Below are 17,861 nucleotides of genomic sequence, written 5' to 3'. Positions count from 1 at the left end.
CTCCTCATAGTTATGATTATTTACTGCAAATATCAATCAGCTTTTGCAATTCTGTCTCCTGACCCATTCCGGTTAAAAAAGCAATCCCATTAATAACAGGAATCGGATATTCTTTCTTTGTCTTCGTGATCGTGATATAGGCAACACTTGAATCCATATAACGCTCAACTGATTTCAAATCCACTGCTTCAACATAGGCGTTCACATTACGCTCCTTCAATAATCTAGTCACTTTGCTGGCGACTGTTTGAGAGGTTGCTACCCCGCTACCACATGCGACAATAATTCGTTTCATTTTCTTTTCCTCCTAATTATTTATACTTAATTATTCATGCTATTTTCCTATTCTCCTTGATCAAAATTCACCCGTATAATCTCCATCATTTCTTTACAGGTACGTACCTCCAACAGCTGTTGTACCGCCTCATTATTCGTCAACAGATTCATCAGCTTCTGCAAAGCAATCACTTGGTCTCCATTTTTAAGAACCCCTAGCATGAAAATCAGCTCTGCCTGTATATTTCCTTCCGCAATACCCATCGGCTCAAACTCAATTCCTCGTTTTGGTCTAACCACTGCAATAAAGGGCTTGTTTAAGTTATCCGGGTCAGCATGGGGAATAGCGACTCCAACTGTGGGCGTTTGGATTCCTGTTGGAAACTGTTGCTCACGCTTTAAAATACTTTCATAATAGCTTTCATTCACAAATCCTTGTTCGATCATACAACCATTGAACCACTTAAACAGCTCTGCTCGATCCCTCAGCTCCTGCCCAATAAATATCAAATCTTCACTAAATAATTCTGTTCCTACCATATCTTCACCTCTATAAAAAGTTAATCAGTACCTTGGTAACTCGTGTTCATTCGGGCAGCTTGTTCAGTTCCTGTTGTAGCAACGCCAACAATGCTTCTCTTGAATCGATCGCACCCAGCTTTTTTTGAAGATTGCTTTCTAACAATAACTGATTCATTTTGAGCAGCCATTCTACATGTTGATTTTCTGTCGATGGTGCTAAAGCAATCACCATACGCATCCTGTCCCCATTTGGTAATAGTGACTTCTCCTTGATAAACAAAATCTGATAATCCGGTTTTTTTACCCCATGTTCCGGCTTTGCATGAGGAAGGTAACATTCATAGGCAATCATCATATAGGGATAATCCTGAACAAAAATATCTTTGCATTCCTTCACATAATTTTCCGTAATACTTCCACGATCAAGTAACGGTTGAAAAGCCAACGCCAGCGCTTCACCCATATCTACAGATTGACAGACAGTCATATGCTCTTCCGTCAGCAAAAAATGATCCTCCTCTACTGCTAATCTCGGTTGTTCACTTTTCATATAAAAACTTTCAATACGCATGAAGGCATCGTCTTTGCAAAATTCAGGAAAGAGATCGCTTAAATAACTAAATAATTCCTTAGTTTTCTTGGTAACATCTTCATTGATTGCGACTTCTACCTGATTACTTATTTTTATTCGAGCATCCTTATCTAGCACAGGCGGAACGAGAAATGTCGTGATTTCTGTGTGAATTGGGATCGTAGTAAAAATAAAGTCTGGTTCAAATCCTGTTTGAGATACTTCATGAATGGCATAAGCACCAACAAACTCAATCTTAGGAAACATAGAGCGAAGATTTTCCAGCAACAGCTTAGAGATCGACATGCCACTTCGACATAAAACCATTGCACGAAACACCTGCTTTTCCGTACCATTTTTCGTATGGATGATCGAGCTGATAACAATCATCGCAATAAAAACAATTTCTTCTTTCGGAAATTCTCTCCCAATCAGCTCTTCAAAAATGCCAACCCCCACTTTGATTTTTTCATAAAGAGGTCGATATTCTTCAATAAATACGTCAGTTAAAGGGTTTTTGATATTCACGCACAGCAGACACCGATAGATTGCAGGTCTAACATGCAAAATCAGCTTTTCTTTCAAGCCTTCCGGATTGGCGAACTGCATAACACACTCTTCTTCCAGAAATAGAATAAATCGGTCTGTCGCTTTCACGATATCTTCACTGTCAGATAAATCCAGAGTTGTCTTAACGATTGTTGCAGAGAGGACCTGTAAAACTAGATACAATAAATCGTTTTCATTTATGTCCGTTACATGTCGAAATAATTCTGCGTACAGAGGAAACTCCTTTGTATTTTTAATGTCATACTTCTCAAATTTGAAATGCCAGGCACCGGCATGATGCTGTGCCCGCTGAATCAAAAATGCCAATACCATTGGTAATTCTTCTAAACTTTCTTCTGTAAAGGTCAGCTGTACCTTTTGTTGGATGTTCGTCAATCTGTTCTTTAAGAGCAGCAATTCATGTTCTTGAACAAAGCCGGTTTCCAAAAGAAAATATCGCCCTGAAGGCTGTTTCAGTAAACTTTTCAACGTGTTCACCAGCTCATTTCTGATAGCAAACTCTGATCCTAAAAGCGTGTAGCCGGTTTTCCTAGAATATTTTAGAAATATTCCTTTTAATTCCAGCTCTTGTTTCAAGCGTTTGATCTCAGACAATGTAGTGTTTTTACTGACACGCAGCTGATCGGTCAACTCAGCAAGATTCATATCTGCCTTACTTAGCAACAAATGTAACAGGAGCAAGGCCCTGCGGTATTTCCCTTCATAATAAGTAAAAATCGTCAGTTTTTGTTTTTTTAAGTAGCGATAACATTTTTCTCGGTCCTTATCTGATATATAAATTTGTTCATCTTCTACAGTGAGTTTGGAATGAAGAGTATGGTTGATTTCTTTTAAATGCACGGCTAAATCTCCTTGTGATAAAAGCTTTGATGCCAGGATCTTACTTACCACAATGTCATCTCTTTGAAAAAAGTCTTGAATCAAAGCCATTTCCAAACGATCCATTTGGGTCACCTCTTTCTATATTTATCTTAACTTAAGAACAGCTGCTTCTTTTCTCGTTTCAGCCCAAATTGAAACCACCACCTTATCTTCTATTGGGATGAACGTATCTCTCACTAAAATATAGGGATAGTTGTTGTCCCTTAAAAGAACTTACGAGAAAAAAACATAGCCTTATTATTTTATTCGTCTAAATGACCGAGTGCGAGCCAGAACGCAACATCTACGCTCTGTCTACACCTAAAAACGAATAAACGGCAAGTAAAAAACAAGAACTGTATCGATGTCTGCTCATCTATACTGCGAGAAGAAACATGTAAGAAGCCATCAGTAATAAATCACAGTGTTTCAAAGCTCTTCGGTAATGAGCTTCTGTTCATCATCCTCTCTTAATAAAAAAACAAAGCCTTCCATCGAAATGAAAGACTCCGTTTTTATTTACTCAATAGCTCTGCAGCTCTAAATCCATACTGAGAATGGACTACTTCACTGTTGGTCCCTACTAATAAATAGATCGTTTCCAGCTACTTTACCCATCATAAAATCCAAGAATTGCGATTCCAATCATGATCATCAAAATCACTATATACTGCTTCGCACTGAGCTTTTCCTTCAAAAAAATCCTTCCAAGTAAAACCGATACAATGCTATAAGAGGCAATCATTGGTGCCACAATAATCGCATTAGAAGCAATCGCTCCTACATAGAAGAACTGTCCAACTGTCTCAAAAATCGCAGCAAGTCCCTTAGCTCGTTCTGAAAAGACAAGCACACGCTCGTGTTTCACTAATTCAAGATATGCCCACAATAGTAGCGCAACCATAAAAAACGTCAGCTCATAGCTCATGTTCGCCTGGTCTTCGGGCATTATCTGCTTAAACTCCAAATAATACCCATCTAGGAAAGTCCCTAAACCATCAATAACACTATATAAAATTGGGAAAACAATAGCGATTGCACCGACCCGATATTTTCGATCGATTCCTTGATTTTCTTGCTTCAGCTCTTCATCAAATTCCTTTTTTTCAAATATAGACAGTAATAGAATCCCAATAGAAATAGCTGCCACTGCACCAAACTGTATATTATTCATCGTTCCACCAAGCAAGAAAAAAGTCAATAATGCCGAGACAGCTCCCGAAGAATTACTGATTGGTGAAGAAATAGACACTTCAATGTAGCGTAACCCAAAATACCCAACAGCCATCGAGAGAATATACATAGAAGATACAGGCAAGTACAATAACAAATTTTTCCAGTCATACGCAATTCCTTCATAAATCACATAATAGAATAGCACATGCAGGCCCATGACCAGCCCAACCATGACGGTCGTCTTCGTCGCAGAAAAGCGGTCTTTGGGATCGTTTCCCTTCTTATAAAATACATCAGCTGTTCCCCAAGCTAGCACCGTAACCAATGCCGGTAAGAACCACATACAAACACCTCTTTATTCAAAGTTTGATCCTTATTAAGGTATCGTATCGTACAGAAAAGGTCAATGGAAAGAGTAACCTCTCTATTAAATCAAGAATTTCACCCCTTCTTGTCCAGATTTTCTGAACAACGTTTTATCTGAAACTACAAAAGAGGGAGCCCTTGATTAGCTCTCAGCAAGACACACTCCTTTCTATAAGCCTTCTTCTATTTTTCATCACCTTTTCATGACAAAAAATGAAGAACATGATAAAATACTACTGAACAAAGTGAGGTGAAAAAATGTGGTAGCATTTATTATCTACTGGGCAGCTATTTTGGTATGTATTGCATGGGGTGTGCTAAGTATTGGTTTCTCTGTTTTCTATTTATCTCGTAAAGAAAATGGAAATCTTTGGGCTTTCGCTCTATTCAACGTTATTGCTGCTATTGCTTTAGCTATTGTATTAGTTATTTATAAAACTTGGGATTTCGATATCACAACTTATTCAAGCCTGATTTATGCAATTTTAGCATCTTTCGGTGTATTGACTGTGTTGCAGGCGATTCTTGGTCGTGAACCAAAATCACCAGTCAAAGCCTAATGAAGTAAAAGCAAAAGAGCCACTCTTCCAAATCGGAAGAATGGCTCTTTTGCTTTATCTAAGACCTGTCTGTTTTTCAGGCATACCCTAATTTTTGTCTAGTTCTATCTATTTGCTTCCTTTTAACTCAAAATCTCTTAGTTTGTGTTTCTTCTTTTTTATACTCTTCTACTTGCCTAAAAGAACTTACTTACTCATTCTCAGAGCCATCTTCTCCTTGATTTTGAGGCGTTCCATACTGTTGCGTGCCACTAAGATTACCTAAGCTGACATCCAGATAAACGGTGTAATTCAATGGCAGATACTCGCTATGCACATTCATAGCAACAACCATCCCTTTTGCCTCTGCTGAGTCGACATAACGGATTTGATAGTTGATGTTCGCCCCTTTTGACTGAAACTCATCATAAAACAGCTTTTGCAAATCACCTTCCACAGTTGTTCCTCTCAAATCCTTGAGATACGGTTGTCCCGCAGAATAAACGACCTTAATAGTTTGATCATCCTTACTCGTCAATTCCGTTCCTGCGGCAACGCTTTGAGAAACTAGTTGTCCATAGCTCATACTTTCAGTGTAGATCGTCTTCACTTGGATATCCACACCACTAACAGCAGTTGCTGCATCTTCCAAACTATATTCAGAAAAATCAGGCACGATAATCCCTTTTCCCAGCGAAACTGTCACAGTCATTTGCTCTTTTTTCGCAAGCTTTTCATCCTTCGCTATCCCTTGAGAAATAACGATTCCAGCTTCAATATCCGTAGAGGTTACCTCTTCGAAATTAACAACGATCTCATTGTTCTTTGCCCAAGTCTCAACCTCTGCCTTGGTTTTTTTAGTGAAATCAGGCACCGTAATATTCTTACTGTAGGTTTCTTTCCCTTTTGAGTAATACAACTTGAGCTTATCTTTACGATGATAATTCTGCTGGGTAACTTCCGCATTGGTAAACTCCATTTTCAACGCTTTTCCAGCTTCTTCGGTTTCATGGAACTCTTCGATAATCGAAATGTTTGTTGCCTGTTGAGCTGCAATCCAATCCTCGGCTTCTTTTTTTGACATCGTCATGAAATCCGGCAGTTGTAGCTGTTCCTCCGGATCTGCACCCAAACTAGCTGTTAAGTTCAGTGTTGCCCCCTTTTTCATCGTTGATTTTGCTTTTTGCTTTTGCCCAACCACCTTATTAGCAACAATTTTAGGGTCATACTTTTGCTCAAGCTCGAGCTTCATATTATTCTCGCTTGCCCAGGTACGAGCGTCTGCCACATCCTTATTCATAAAATCCGGTACCTTAACATGTGTCATTTGGTAGTAGATGAAAAAGATAATACTACAACCAAGAATAACCAAGCCAAGAATCAATAACTTTTTGCGTTTCTGCTTTCCCTTATACGTAGGATCAAACTCTGTCTCTTCCTCTTTACGGCGGCGGCTCAGTGTGCCTTCTTCTTCAGATGACTTCTTTGCTCTGCCATTAGGAATGATGTATGGGCTGTCGTTCGGTACGAGTGGTACTTTATTCTGTTCCCTTATTTGCTGTGTGGGGGTCCGTACACTGCTTTGATTCTCTATTGACGGTGTTGGCTGTGTTTGCGACTCCTCTTTCCCTTGCACAGGCGATTGCTCCTGACGGCTCTCATGCCTCTGTCGTTGCTCTTTTTGTTCCTGATCGTAATTCCCCTTATTGAATTTTGATAAGAAATCACTCATTCAGCATCAACTCACCTTGCTTCAAATAATAGGTATGATCGGAATGTTTCGCAATCTCGTTGGAGTGAGTGACAACGATCACACATTTGTTATGAACCTTTGCCAAATCCTTGAAAATGTCGATGATTTCCTGTTCCATGCCTTCATCCAAATTTCCAGTCGGTTCGTCAGCAAGAATAATGTCAACATTTGTTGACAAAGCTCGTGCAATTGCGACCCGTTGCTGTTCCCCACCGGAAAGCTGATTGACCATTCGATCCGCCTTAGAACGCGTGATACCGATATAATCCAAAAGGTTATAGGCAACATCCTTTGGGGAATCTGGTAACTGATTGTCTGTCACAGACATTGCCACCATTACATTCTCTACTGCTGTCAGATACGGAACTAGATTATAGCTTTGAAAAATAATACTGATATCGTCCCGACGATATTCCTCATAACCGATATCCTTGATATTCTTACCTTTGTATAGAACTTCTCCGGCTTTAGGTTCATCCAATGCGCTGATCAGCGAAAGGAAGGTCGTTTTACCAGACCCGGATTGTCCGAGGATCGTATAAAATTGACCTTGTTCAAAAGAAATCGTTGTTTTTTCTAATATTTTTCGGCGACGATCGCCATCCTGATAAAAATAAGTGAGTGCGTTTGTCTCTAAAATTGCCATTCTCTTCTTCCTCCTACATCATAATTTTCTTTGGATTCAACCGCAGAATATAAAGTAGCGGAAGAATTGCTGAAGCCAGTATCGTTGCCATCCCAGCGGCTAAAAACGTAATGATGTAACTCAAAGAGAAATTCACTGCATACGCACTGGTGATATCCTCCGCACTGAGCGTTGACTGACTCATGGCACCAGCAACAAAGGACATACTACCATTTGCTGAATTATTCGCTGTTTCAGCCAAAATATCTCCTGAAAGCAGAGAATTCGAAACAACATCCCCCAGTATATTTCCTGTTATTAAGGAGATGCCCATTGCTAATAAGCTGATCATCAATAACTCAATGATGACTTGAGCCAATACGCGGTTTCGTTTTTCTCCAAGGGATAGGTAAATACCAAACTCATGCTTTCTGTCTCTTAGGAAAAGAACAACGATTAGAGAAATGATCACCAATGCTGCACCAACAGCAATCAGTACCACATATCCTGCAATTTGGGATAGCTTCTTCATGCTGCTGCCAACCTGCTCATACTGATCTGTCGAAGCTGTTAGTTTGAAGAAGTCTGGAATAAGTGGTTCTGTTTCCTCTTTGAAGGCATCCACATCATCCGGACTTTTCAGGATATATGTCGGTGTTGCCTGGTTCATGCTTTCTTCTGTATAATCATCCGTATAATTATCAGGAGTCAGACGTTTGCCTGTAGCATATTCCTGTTTATTAATCTCTTTAATAGCATTATTCGGCATATATAGTGTATTGAACTGCTCCGTCTGGAATATCTGATTATTCATATTATCTTGTGACTTTTCATCCGATTTTTTCTCTACGGTTTGAGGCTTGAACAACCCAATAATTTCTACTGGATGATCATCGCCCTTCATAGCTTCAGAGGTAGTCCCATCATTATTGTATGAGTAATGGTTACTGTCCAAAACAAGCTGATCCCCGACACCAATACCATTTAGTTCTGCCAGTTCTTCTGAAATGATTGCTACCGGTTTGTCACTGTCAATATCTTCTTGCGTAAACATCCTTCCCTCGGTCAGATCGACTTTTTTTTCCGAGAAATCAGGTGGGCTGGTCAAGTTCGTCCCTTTTAATTGTATAAACTGACCCATGTTTACTGAAAAATTACTATCTTCATTGTTCATCTGATAAAGTTTTAAATCCTTTACTTGGATCATTCCACCTGTACTGTAATCGTATTCTTTTACATATGGAGAGCTACCGATTTTCTTGATATCTTCTTCCGAAAGGCCACCTGGTACTTGACCACCCGATGGACTCTCTTCCATTAGCCTGTCGTAATCAAGATCAACTGTTGCAGTTGCTCCCAGTTCCTTCTTGACTTTTTTCTCCACGTTCTCTGTTGATTGCTGAATGGCGATCGCACCGGCAATAACATTTCCTAAAATAAAAATAACTGCAAATAGGATAAAGGATTTCCCTTTTCTGCGCGTCACACTGCGAATACCACGTTGTAAATAGTTCATAGTCGCTTCCTCTTTTCATATACACTTGATAAAAGAAAGCTTCCCCCGATTTAATCCCCAAACCTCATCTGTATATCTACCTAAAAATTGTTCACTTTCCAGTAAAATGACACAAGTCTTCTCTTCATTTGCCAGCTTATTCAAATAGATCATAATCTGTTCTTGACTGTGAAAATCCAGAGTTGATAACAAGCGATCCAGTATCAATAGCTTTGGCGATAAAACTAGCGCTTTTGCCAAACAATATTTTTTTTGAATCAACAGATCCAACTGTTGTAATGGACGCTTCAATGAATCACCGTTAATCCCGAAACTAGCCAGATATTTTCGACACGCTGCTTTTTTCATGGGCTGCTTATTGATTTGAAGGTAATAATAAAGATTTTCTTCTGCTGATAATGCCGGTATATAGTTGTACTTTTGAAAAACAGCACCGATTTCTGCAGTATGCAGAGTTGTATGTACATGCTTGGTATACTCCTGTCCATAGTAGAAAAGCTTTCCCGAGGACAAGGGTTCCAGTCCAGTCATAACAGCAGTTAATAATCCCAGCTCTAAGCGAGCATCGCTAAAAATCAAATAGGATTTCCCTCTGTCAAAAGTAGCTGATACTTGCTCCAAAACAAGCGTTTCTTTTGTGTAGCTTGCCTGTTCAAATCGAATCGCTTCCATCATGCTGTCTCCTCCATCAATTGATTGCTTAATTGAAAACGACGAATCTCATTCACTGCGCTAATTGAAAGAATAATGACGATAACCATTATCAGCGCAACTTTTTCAATGGAGAAAGATGATTGCACAGATATCTCTGTAATCGGAGCAATTGGCGCAGTAATCGAAGTCACAACACTGAAATTATTCGTCGAAAAGAAATCGACCGTTTGTGCATTAAGTAGCTTCTGAGTACTGCTCAGCAACAATTGTGCAAAAGAAGAGAGATACCCATTCACTGAAACCATAGCTAGACAGCCCGTCACCAGCAACAGTAAGAGGTTATTACCGATATATATTCCTGCTAGTTTTATTCTGCTGATTCCCATGCTGTACAGGAAGCCGATTTCGGTTAACTGTCTTTTCCTAAAAATCTTTGTCAGGGCATACAGTGGGACAACCCCCAATAGTACGACGCCAAGTAATCCATAGCCGCTTTTTTTCAATGTTTCACTCAAAAAGACGGTCTCTTCTTGGTAGTATTCTTCGTTTGAAACAAGCTGATACTGATCCGTTACACCTTTTTCCTTTAGCTCCGACCAAAAATCATCGAACATGCTCTGATCAACTAAATGATAAATTGAATACCATTGTACTTGCTTATAAAGCTCCGGATTTCCAGACTTTAACGCTTCAATCGTGGTGTAAATATCAGGACCAAATGACTCTGTTTCTTCAGTGTCATAGATCCCCTTGACAACAAAATCGACCTGAGCCTGACCGTTGTCAAAAGAAATGGTTTCTCCAATGCTGACTTGCTGCATATCCGCGTATTGCTGGCTGATTAGACATTCGTTCGCTCCTAGTTTCAAACGATCGACACCTTGCAATTTTACTTTATTGTCTATTTCTGCCTGCGGAAGCACATGAATCATACCACCAACGGAAGAACTTACTTCTTCTTGCGAATGCACGGTTGTCTGCGGGTCTGTCGGCGCTAAATAAAGAAAACCATCATGTTCGACGCAATCAACATATTTTGACTTTCCATAGTCTTCGAGTTGTTGATAGGTCAATGGGACTGCTTGTTCGGAAACAGGAAACAGTTGGACTTGTGCTGCATAATTCCTTTGACTCTTCTGTATCTCTTTTTTTAACCCATGGATACTGTCAATGAGACTAAATACCAGATTCAAGTAAAGAAAAAGAAATAGGAATTTGAGCAGCCATTGTAGCTTATTATGTTTGAGACTAAAATATGCATGTTTCAAGAGTTGCATAATCAGGGGGGCTCCTTTCTGACCTTACTTTAGCAAATTGATTGTTAACTGAATGTTAATTGACAGATGAACGTGGAACAGACGACAAATTCCACGCTCTATCTAAAGTGGGCTGTGGCATTAGTGTGCCTCAGCCCTTTAAAACTGGGTAAACAGTGTTACAGAAGCAACTACTAGAGCAACCTCTTCTATCCTATTGATACTCAGACAGAAGTTATCTGAAGTTCGTTGATTGCCGGAAAACTCAGATAAAAAGCTGAGCCCTGTCCTTTCAGGCTTTCAACATAGACAGACCCTTTACACAGCATACAGACATGCTTCACGACGGACAGACCAATACCATACCCATCCTGCTTTAACCCATTCACACGATATTTATGCTCAAAGATTTGGTCTTGTGTATCCCTATCAAGTCCATCCCCTTGATCCCTGACAGTAATGATCACACTATTTTTCAGTGCTGTTACAGCCAGATGTATTTCCTGATCCTGACCATACTTCACTGCATTATCCAGCAAATTGGAAACTGCACGATAAATCCAGCGTTCTTTGGCCAAAATTTCCAGATTTTTATCTTCTGAAAAAGAAAAGGTCAATTTGGGATAAATCTTGCGATAGCTGTCGCAAACCTCTGCACAAATCAAGGAAACGTCTACTTGTTCAACCTCTTCCTCATTGTTTCCTGCTAATGTCAGAATATCGTCAACACTATCTGTCAGTCTATCTAACAGCCGCAAATCATTTTCTGTCCCGATTCGTTGCTCCAAATTACTCTTCAATACAGCAATCGTATTTTTTTGCTCATGTGTCATATAACTACTCAATCGTTTGTAATCCTCCAGACTGACTGCATAATTCTGACGTAAAGCAGTCAATGCTTCTTGGATTCCTTTATCAAGACTGTGTAAAGAAGCTTTTTTATCCAATCGCTTCAGCTCTTCAATAATCGAAATGGTCTGTTTCATCTGAATCCGCTTTAATATCACCCAAAGAATCAACGTAGCAGCAATCAAAATACTGCAGACTATAACAATGATAAAGGGTAAGTTCTTTGAAAATGACTGAATGTAAAAATCATCCAGCTCAGAGGTGCTGACAATTGCTTCGGTATTCACTCGGATTTGGGCCGTTTCAAGCGCAGCTACTTCTTCCTTATCACTCATAACATACACACTGGAGCCTAAGAAAGACCCTGCTTCAACAGATCGAAGCGATTGCTGAAACATGTAGAAGCCGCCAACGATCGCCGCAGTAATCAACAAAGAGAAAGCGCTGATAACAATTCCGATTTTCATATTCATTCGCATAATTGGTACCCCTTTGCCCGAATTGTTTTCAGAACTTCTTTTCCCGCGGAAGAAGCTAGCTGCTTCTTTAAACGGGCCATATGGACACGCAAAACAGAAGAAAACGGATCAAAACTTTCATCGTAAATGTGCTCAACAATTTCCTCTGTTGAAACGACAGCCGGCGCTTTCTGTGCGATATATAGAAGGATATCAAATTCCTTTGGCTTTAGTGAAACAACATTCCCTGCAATCGTTGCTTCTCGTTTGATTGTATTTACCAGCAATTGTCCCACTGAAATGTTTGGGGATGTCCGCCCATAAAAACGACGAATCACGGCTCTGATTCGCGCCATCAGCTCGACTAGCTCAAAGGGCTTCACTAAATAATCGTCTGCTCCATAATCCAAACCTTTCGCCCGTTCCTCGATTTCATGGCGAGCTGTAACAATAATGACGGGGGTGTCGATCCCTGATTCTCTTAAAAAAGTCAGTATAGACAGTCCATCCTTGTCAGGTAAATTTAGATCCAATAAAATTGCATCATAGTCTGTAATATACGCCTTCTCTTCTCCTTGCGCCCCTGTAAAGGCGACATCGACAGAAATGTTCTCCTTCATCAGACCTTTTTTGACAGATAGTGCTAACTCACGATTATCTTCAACGATCAAGACCCTCATGTTTAAATACCTCCAGTTATTTTCTCTTCTCTATTTAACCAAAAAAAATAAGCCTTTTGCAGGCTTTTACACAAAAGAACCTTTTTGTTCACAAAAGTTTTACAATTGAAGAACTCTAAGATAGAGAAAAGGCCTAACGTGGCATGAAGCGACCTTCAAAAGTTAGATTCTTTTGTTCTAACTTTTTGAGCCCTTACACCAGCCTTAGACCTTTTCGTTTTTCAGAATCATTCAAAACCTATTATACGTTATCTTTTTTTCGAAATACCCAGTTTCTTTGTATTTGAAAACTAATGAAAAACAGCAAGACATCGACAATAATTTTTATTCCAGTTACGTCGATTTTCAGCGCCTGAAACAGCCATTCTGTCGCAAAAGAAGACACCACAATCTGAACGATACATAGGAAAATATACTTGACCAATGGTGAGCGACTGCCATCATCCGCTTTAAATACTTGTGTTTTATTCATTTGATAGTTGAATAAAGAAGAAATGGCTCGCGCTAAATAAGCTGAAAAGAGAATATAATGGTCACTGACACCCGCCAATATCCTGACAAAAACAGCAAACAATGCAATATCTATTAAGAATGAACAGACAGAAGAAAAGATGAATTTTGCAAATAAGGAATAAATCCTCAGCGAATCCTTCAACGGATTGAAGTGAGACGTCTCGTTCTCTTCTATGTAAATCGTTTGGATCGGCACTTCAACAATTCCAATGCCTTGCTCTTTCGTTTCTAAAATCATGTTCATTTCATATTCAAAACGTTCACCATCTACTGTTAGAAATTTTCTCATCAAGCTTCTTGATATTCCGCGAAGCCCGGTTTGTGTATCTGATAAAGTAATCCCGCAAAATAGCTTCAAAACTTTACAGGTCATCACGTTTCCGAATCTACTTCTAAACGGGATATCACTTGTCTCTTTTGAAAAATCACGACAACCCATAATCAAAGCCTCTTCATTTTCAATCGATGTTTGGTAACACTTTTCAATATCCTCAATTCGATGCTGCCCATCTGAATCTACAGTCACTGTACTTTGGATTTCCGGATACTCCGTTAAGATATGGTTAAAGGCTGTTTTCAACGCACGCCCTTTTCCCCAGTTTACTTGGTGGGTCAAGAGCACACAGCCATAGTCTGATACCGCTTTTTGATAATAGTCGTTGTAGCTATCGTTACTGCCATCATTAATCACAAATATATGATTAAAATCCGAATTTTTCAAATCCTTCAATAAATGAAGAAACTTGTCATCTGGATCCAAAGATGGAATGATTATTCCAACATAATCTTTTGAAATCATTCTATACGCCTTTCTAGAAGCTCAAATATCGTTTATTTTTGAACAACCATTCATTTTGTAAATCACTTTTTTATTATTGAGATGCCTATTTTTCCAAACTATATAAGTTATAGTCACTGCTTTGATCCGCAATCCTCCAACCCAGACGCTCCATCAGCTGACAGCTGTTCCCATATTCCTTTTTCAGAATAACAAAATCAATCGGGTATTTGGCAAGCGTCTCAACTACAGAGGCTTCATCCTCAATATGCCCATTCGAAAAGCTCATCAGTCGGGTTCGCTCATCGCCTTCTTCCGCTTTCCCTCTATACGTAAACAAATCCAATATATATTGGTGTCTTGAGAAAATAAGCTCGACCTGATTGTATTTTTGTCTTAAGGTTGTGGATAAATCGTCTGATGCCAAAATGACCGGCCGCTCATTTTTTTCTAAAAATGTAGAACTGAACTTTATGACTTCTTCTGGAATCCGTTCAACATTGGCTGCTCTCACAAAATTGTTTTCACTTGAAAACATCCAAGTTCCAGGAATAACTATAAGTATGCAGCCTAATAAAAGGCCGACACTGTTATATTTTACACGCGATGCTACTAAAACAACAGCATAGCTGATAGCCAAGCCGACTGGCAATAACCAAAAGACACGCCAATAGGACGGAGCTTTGGTCAACGTCTCAGCAACGATTTTACCGGTTATCGGATTCCAGATACTGAGGAACAAAATCAATGGTGTAAAAACAAAACTGATTTTCGCTCGGGCATTCCCTAGCACAAGAATGATCAGCACAGCCAAAATATACAAAACAAAGTATAACATACCACTACCAAAAAAATTTTCAAATACACGAAAAACAAACGCGTCTCCTGTACCAGAAGCCGCTTCTATTTGACCATCAAAACGACTGGCTCTAAAATAAATCAACAGGGTAAACAAACCAACTGTAAAAATAGCTGGAAGGGCATGCCATAAAAGACGTATTTTTCTTTTATAGACCGCAACCACCAGCAACATTGCCGCTAGCTGAAAGCCAAGTACATACAAACTGGTCGGATTTAATGCCGCACCAGCCAAGATACATACAAGTAGAGGGACAAAAAGATATCGCTCCAGCAAACATTTCTCTTCTTCCTGCTTATCAACAATACAGCTTAATAAAGCAGCCATTAGTAGAGGCAAAACGACATGTAGATAGACTGCTTTTCCCTGCCATATTCTCGATAACAAGAAGCTGCCCTGTGAAAAAACTGCATTGCCTCCCATAAGATGAAAAACAGACAACAAGAAATAAAAATAATTTCCTTTTGTTCGATCGCCTTGAAAAAGTGTTCGTCCTAAAAAAAGATAAGCTGATGTCGAAAGTAAGAGGAGCCAAGGAACAAAAACAAAGTGCATCAATGTGACCCCTTCTATATGGAAGAAGTTCCCAAGCACAGCCGCATAGGCCTCCCAGATACCAAAATCATACATTGGAACCGTCCCTAGACTAGTGATTCCAAAGCTCGCATCATAAGGATTGAGCACTGGACTATGTTGGAACAGCGTCACATTGCTCACATAAAATGAATCATCTGCGTCTGATCGATACATCAAAAATGTCAAACTAATCTGAACCAGCAGCATCCCTACTGGCAGTAAATCTGTCCAATTTCTCTCCTGTTTTTCAGATTTATACGCCTGTTTATAAAATCCCAGTAAAAGCCCAAACAACGAGATAAGTAGAACCAGAACGGAAAAAACTACCATACTCCATCTAAAGGCCATGAAAAACCAACCGAAAAATTGAACAAGTGCCAACTGCGCAACAAACCCAATACTGACTCTCTCCATTTTTGTCGTAGTGATTCCAGCAATCTTGCTGACACCGGAACCAGTCATATACATAATCCCCGTCATTATAACGTAGAACAACAAGGTTTTCCCAATAAGTAAAACATTCAAACCTGACAATTAGCTACCTCCGTTTATAGTCACCAATCCTATATTGTAATATACCCGATAAACCGTTATATTCATGTATTTTTAGTCTCTTTCATCCATAAGATACTTTACTTATTTTACATTAAGAGATACAGAGAGGTCAAACTGTATATTAACAATAAACCCCAACTATTTGTAAGTTTATTCTATACTTTTTTTGCATACCATTCGTTTTAAATGGAGATTGCCTTCTTATAACAGTCCATTTTATTTGTTCTTCTTTTTCTGTTCAAAAAAAGTCGACTCAAACAAGAGCCGACTTATAAACAATATGTTTCTTTCATACCTACACAGGGGGCACAAAACTGCTCACCCCATTTACCATACTAAAATCGATTATGCTATTCGTTTTCTAGTTCATTATTTGTTTTTGGCATCATAAAATAGCTATAAGCAATCGCAATCAATGCACAGCCAAGTAGAATGAAGCCTTGATTGTTTTGGAAAAATACTGGGTCAGTCAGCAAAAATAATCCAGAAGGTACTAAAAATATTGGTAAATTGACTTTGACATTGCTCATGATTTGAGGAGCGATCAAGGCTCCAAATAATGCAGGAAGCAAATTGTCAAATGCTGGTTTGATAACAGGATTATTATAAATCGGTTCAATCAACGGAGCCAGAAAGAGCATTCCGAAGAACATCAAAACAGTTGTTACAATTGTACAAACCGAGACAATGATAATTGAAAGTACATCTGATTTTTCACTTCCCGGTTCTAAATCCAACAGCTTTTGGCCATTGATTGCTGCCGGAACCTTGATGTTGGATAGATTCCCGGTAATACAGGAAATATATAACGCTCCCGGTCCAATAATCGGAGCATAGGACAAATTTTCACTAAATCCGGCAATCGTAAAAGTCAAAACGATTGGCCACGCATTTTTGAAAATCACGGGAAAATCCAACTTGGTTCCATAAATCCAAGACAATACAACTGCTGATAAAACAAAAGCTGTCAGACAGAAAAATACAGTCACTCGTCCAACTCGATGAATCCTATTTGTAAAATTATCCACTTTTTCCATCCTCCTTAACTAAAAAACGGGCTTGCGATACATGCAATGATCATACCGGCAATCAAGCTAATGGAGAATGCATGCTCCTTCAGCTTCGGATGTGACTTGGCGGCTCCATTGACTGCCAATGCTACAGCAGCCGCACCTAAAAACGTGATCAATGAAACAGGATTCTCAATATTTGTCACGTATCTTGCCGAAAACACCCCGTACAAGGTAACGAATACTGCTCCTGTAATGATCGGAACCAATGCCGCATTCCGACTCATGATTTTCTTCACACCTGTATCATAGCTTTTCAAGAAAAAGAGGTTGAATAGATTTCCTCCGATAATTCCAATGTTCATGATAAAAAATATCGCTAAAAAGACATCAATCGGAAAATCGCCTTTTGTCAAATCATAACCAAAAGCTGCTGCTGCCTGATCGGCAACCATCCCTTCATAAGCAACCGAACCAACCACACTTAATCGCATCCACGGAATGTATTTCCCTAGCGCCGGAATCAGCACCAGATATCCGACAATCGCTGGAATTGAAGGGATAAAAGAAAAAATTGCTGTGCTTTTTATCGCTTTTTTGATTTCCTCATCCGTCAACCCGATTTCGGTTGCGCGTTTCCGTGCCATGACACTCATAATAATTGGCTGAAACAGTACGAGTATAATAATTAATGTACAAATAACTAACATCGGCACCCCATTTGCCACTTTCAAAAACTCCATTTACTTGCTCCCTTCTATTTCTAGCAGCCCTTCCCCATTTTGAGAAGGGCGTACTCATTAAAACATCAAAACTGTTACCCTCTGCTAACGCTCGTTTAAAAACGATCAGTCGTTCTCATCACTGACTAGCTGCGTACGAATCGACCGAACAACCG

At 39.4% G+C, this 17,861-nt stretch carries 16 protein-coding genes; 1 reads left to right on the top strand and 15 read right to left on the bottom strand.

Features of this window, described 5'->3' with window-relative positions:
• Positions 1-16 precede the first annotated feature (16 nt).
• From A5888_RS18035 to A5888_RS18020, 4 genes are all read right to left on the bottom strand, one after another.
• A complete protein-coding gene (locus A5888_RS18035) occupies positions 17-295 on the bottom strand; it encodes a PTS sugar transporter subunit IIB (protein ID WP_086351018.1) in 279 nt (92 codons plus the stop codon).
• Between the two features lie 47 nt (positions 296-342).
• Positions 343-816, bottom strand: a complete 474-nt coding sequence (locus A5888_RS18030; protein WP_086351017.1) for a PTS sugar transporter subunit IIA — start codon at positions 814-816, stop codon at positions 343-345.
• A 46-nt stretch (positions 817-862) separates the two neighbouring features.
• A complete protein-coding gene (locus A5888_RS18025; RefSeq protein ID WP_086351016.1) occupies positions 863-2,884 on the bottom strand; it encodes a BglG family transcription antiterminator in 2,022 nt (673 codons plus the stop codon).
• Between the two features lie 526 nt (positions 2,885-3,410).
• Positions 3,411-4,319: an EamA family transporter gene (locus A5888_RS18020; RefSeq protein ID WP_086351015.1), complete on the bottom strand. Its 909-nt coding sequence runs from the start codon at positions 4,317-4,319 to the stop codon at positions 3,411-3,413.
• A gap of 283 nt (positions 4,320-4,602) precedes the next feature.
• Between A5888_RS18020 and A5888_RS18015 the strand changes: the two genes are divergently transcribed.
• The gene (locus tag A5888_RS18015; protein ID WP_086351014.1) at positions 4,603-4,902 is read left to right on the top strand and encodes a hypothetical protein; all 300 of its coding nucleotides are present in this window, start codon (positions 4,603-4,605) and stop codon (positions 4,900-4,902) included.
• A 190-nt stretch (positions 4,903-5,092) separates the two neighbouring features.
• Here A5888_RS18015 and A5888_RS18010 read toward each other — a convergent pair whose 3' ends face one another.
• From A5888_RS18010 to A5888_RS17960, 11 genes are all read right to left on the bottom strand, one after another.
• On the bottom strand, positions 5,093-6,613 hold the full coding sequence (locus tag A5888_RS18010) for a PASTA domain-containing protein (RefSeq protein WP_086351013.1): 1,521 nt from the start codon (positions 6,611-6,613) through the stop codon (positions 5,093-5,095).
• Positions 6,606-7,280 carry an ABC transporter ATP-binding protein gene (locus A5888_RS18005; protein WP_086351012.1) on the bottom strand — a complete coding sequence of 225 codons (675 nt, stop codon included), beginning with the start codon at positions 7,278-7,280 and terminating at the stop codon, positions 6,606-6,608. The genes A5888_RS18010 and A5888_RS18005 overlap by 8 nt, the downstream gene beginning before the upstream one ends.
• Positions 7,281-7,293: 13 nt before the next feature.
• Entirely contained in the window at positions 7,294-8,775 is a 1,482-nt protein-coding gene (locus A5888_RS18000) for an ABC transporter permease (protein WP_086351011.1), read from the bottom strand.
• Between the two features lie 15 nt (positions 8,776-8,790).
• Complete coding sequence (locus A5888_RS17995; RefSeq protein ID WP_086351010.1) at positions 8,791-9,450, bottom strand: ATP-binding cassette domain-containing protein; 660 nt, start codon at positions 9,448-9,450, stop codon at positions 8,791-8,793.
• Positions 9,447-10,706 carry an FtsX-like permease family protein gene (locus A5888_RS17990; RefSeq protein WP_086351009.1) on the bottom strand — a complete coding sequence of 420 codons (1,260 nt, stop codon included), beginning with the start codon at positions 10,704-10,706 and terminating at the stop codon, positions 9,447-9,449. The genes A5888_RS17995 and A5888_RS17990 overlap by 4 nt, the downstream gene beginning before the upstream one ends.
• A 203-nt stretch (positions 10,707-10,909) precedes the next feature.
• Positions 10,910-12,013: a sensor histidine kinase gene (locus A5888_RS17985; protein WP_086351008.1), complete on the bottom strand. Its 1,104-nt coding sequence runs from the start codon at positions 12,011-12,013 to the stop codon at positions 10,910-10,912.
• Complete coding sequence (locus A5888_RS17980) at positions 12,004-12,672, bottom strand: response regulator transcription factor (RefSeq protein ID WP_086351007.1); 669 nt, start codon at positions 12,670-12,672, stop codon at positions 12,004-12,006. Before A5888_RS17980 ends, A5888_RS17985 begins: the two co-directional genes overlap by 10 nt.
• A 241-nt stretch (positions 12,673-12,913) precedes the next feature.
• Complete coding sequence (locus A5888_RS17975; protein WP_086351006.1) at positions 12,914-13,984, bottom strand: bifunctional glycosyltransferase family 2/GtrA family protein; 1,071 nt, start codon at positions 13,982-13,984, stop codon at positions 12,914-12,916.
• Between the two features lie 85 nt (positions 13,985-14,069).
• On the bottom strand, positions 14,070-15,932 hold the full coding sequence (locus A5888_RS17970; RefSeq protein ID WP_086351005.1) for a DUF6077 domain-containing protein: 1,863 nt from the start codon (positions 15,930-15,932) through the stop codon (positions 14,070-14,072).
• Positions 15,933-16,303: 371 nt separating this feature from the next.
• Positions 16,304-16,981 (bottom strand): hypothetical protein, encoded by a 678-nt coding sequence (locus A5888_RS17965; protein WP_139843922.1) that lies wholly within the window; start codon positions 16,979-16,981, stop codon positions 16,304-16,306.
• Positions 16,982-16,995: 14 nt separating this feature from the next.
• Positions 16,996-17,706, bottom strand: a complete 711-nt coding sequence (locus tag A5888_RS17960; protein ID WP_086351002.1) for a DUF5058 family protein — start codon at positions 17,704-17,706, stop codon at positions 16,996-16,998.
• Positions 17,707-17,861 lie beyond the last annotated feature (155 nt).

It is taken from the genome of Enterococcus sp. 9E7_DIV0242, from assembly GCF_002140975.2.
Lineage (GTDB): Bacteria > Bacillota > Bacilli > Lactobacillales > Enterococcaceae > Enterococcus_L > Enterococcus_L clewellii.
Note: the sequence above shows the minus strand (reverse complement) of the source record. Positions and strands in the feature narration are given on the sequence as shown.

What these genes read in the sequence shown, in the direction of transcription:
- A5888_RS17985 (WP_086351008.1), bottom strand. Translation starts at nt 12,013, where the DNA reads ATGCGAATGAATATGAAAATCGGAATTGTTATCAGCGCTTTCTCTTTG.
- A5888_RS17995 (WP_086351010.1), bottom strand. Translation starts at nt 9,450, where the DNA reads ATGATGGAAGCGATTCGATTTGAACAGGCAAGCTACACAAAAGAAACG.
- A5888_RS18035 (WP_086351018.1), bottom strand. Translation starts at nt 295, where the DNA reads ATGAAACGAATTATTGTCGCATGTGGTAGCGGGGTAGCAACCTCTCAA.
- A5888_RS17980 (WP_086351007.1), bottom strand. Translation starts at nt 12,672, where the DNA reads ATGAGGGTCTTGATCGTTGAAGATAATCGTGAGTTAGCACTATCTGTC.
- A5888_RS17960 (WP_086351002.1), bottom strand. Translation starts at nt 17,706, where the DNA reads ATGGAGTTTTTGAAAGTGGCAAATGGGGTGCCGATGTTAGTTATTTGT.
- A5888_RS18025 (WP_086351016.1), bottom strand. Translation starts at nt 2,884, where the DNA reads ATGGATCGTTTGGAAATGGCTTTGATTCAAGACTTTTTTCAAAGAGAT.
- A5888_RS18010 (WP_086351013.1), bottom strand. Translation starts at nt 6,613, where the DNA reads ATGAGTGATTTCTTATCAAAATTCAATAAGGGGAATTACGATCAGGAA.
- A5888_RS18000 (WP_086351011.1), bottom strand. Translation starts at nt 8,775, where the DNA reads ATGAACTATTTACAACGTGGTATTCGCAGTGTGACGCGCAGAAAAGGG.
- A5888_RS18005 (WP_086351012.1), bottom strand. Translation starts at nt 7,280, where the DNA reads ATGGCAATTTTAGAGACAAACGCACTCACTTATTTTTATCAGGATGGC.
- A5888_RS17990 (WP_086351009.1), bottom strand. Translation starts at nt 10,706, where the DNA reads ATGCAACTCTTGAAACATGCATATTTTAGTCTCAAACATAATAAGCTA.
- A5888_RS18020 (WP_086351015.1), bottom strand. Translation starts at nt 4,319, where the DNA reads ATGTGGTTCTTACCGGCATTGGTTACGGTGCTAGCTTGGGGAACAGCT.
- A5888_RS17975 (WP_086351006.1), bottom strand. Translation starts at nt 13,984, where the DNA reads ATGATTTCAAAAGATTATGTTGGAATAATCATTCCATCTTTGGATCCA.
- A5888_RS18030 (WP_086351017.1), bottom strand. Translation starts at nt 816, where the DNA reads ATGGTAGGAACAGAATTATTTAGTGAAGATTTGATATTTATTGGGCAG.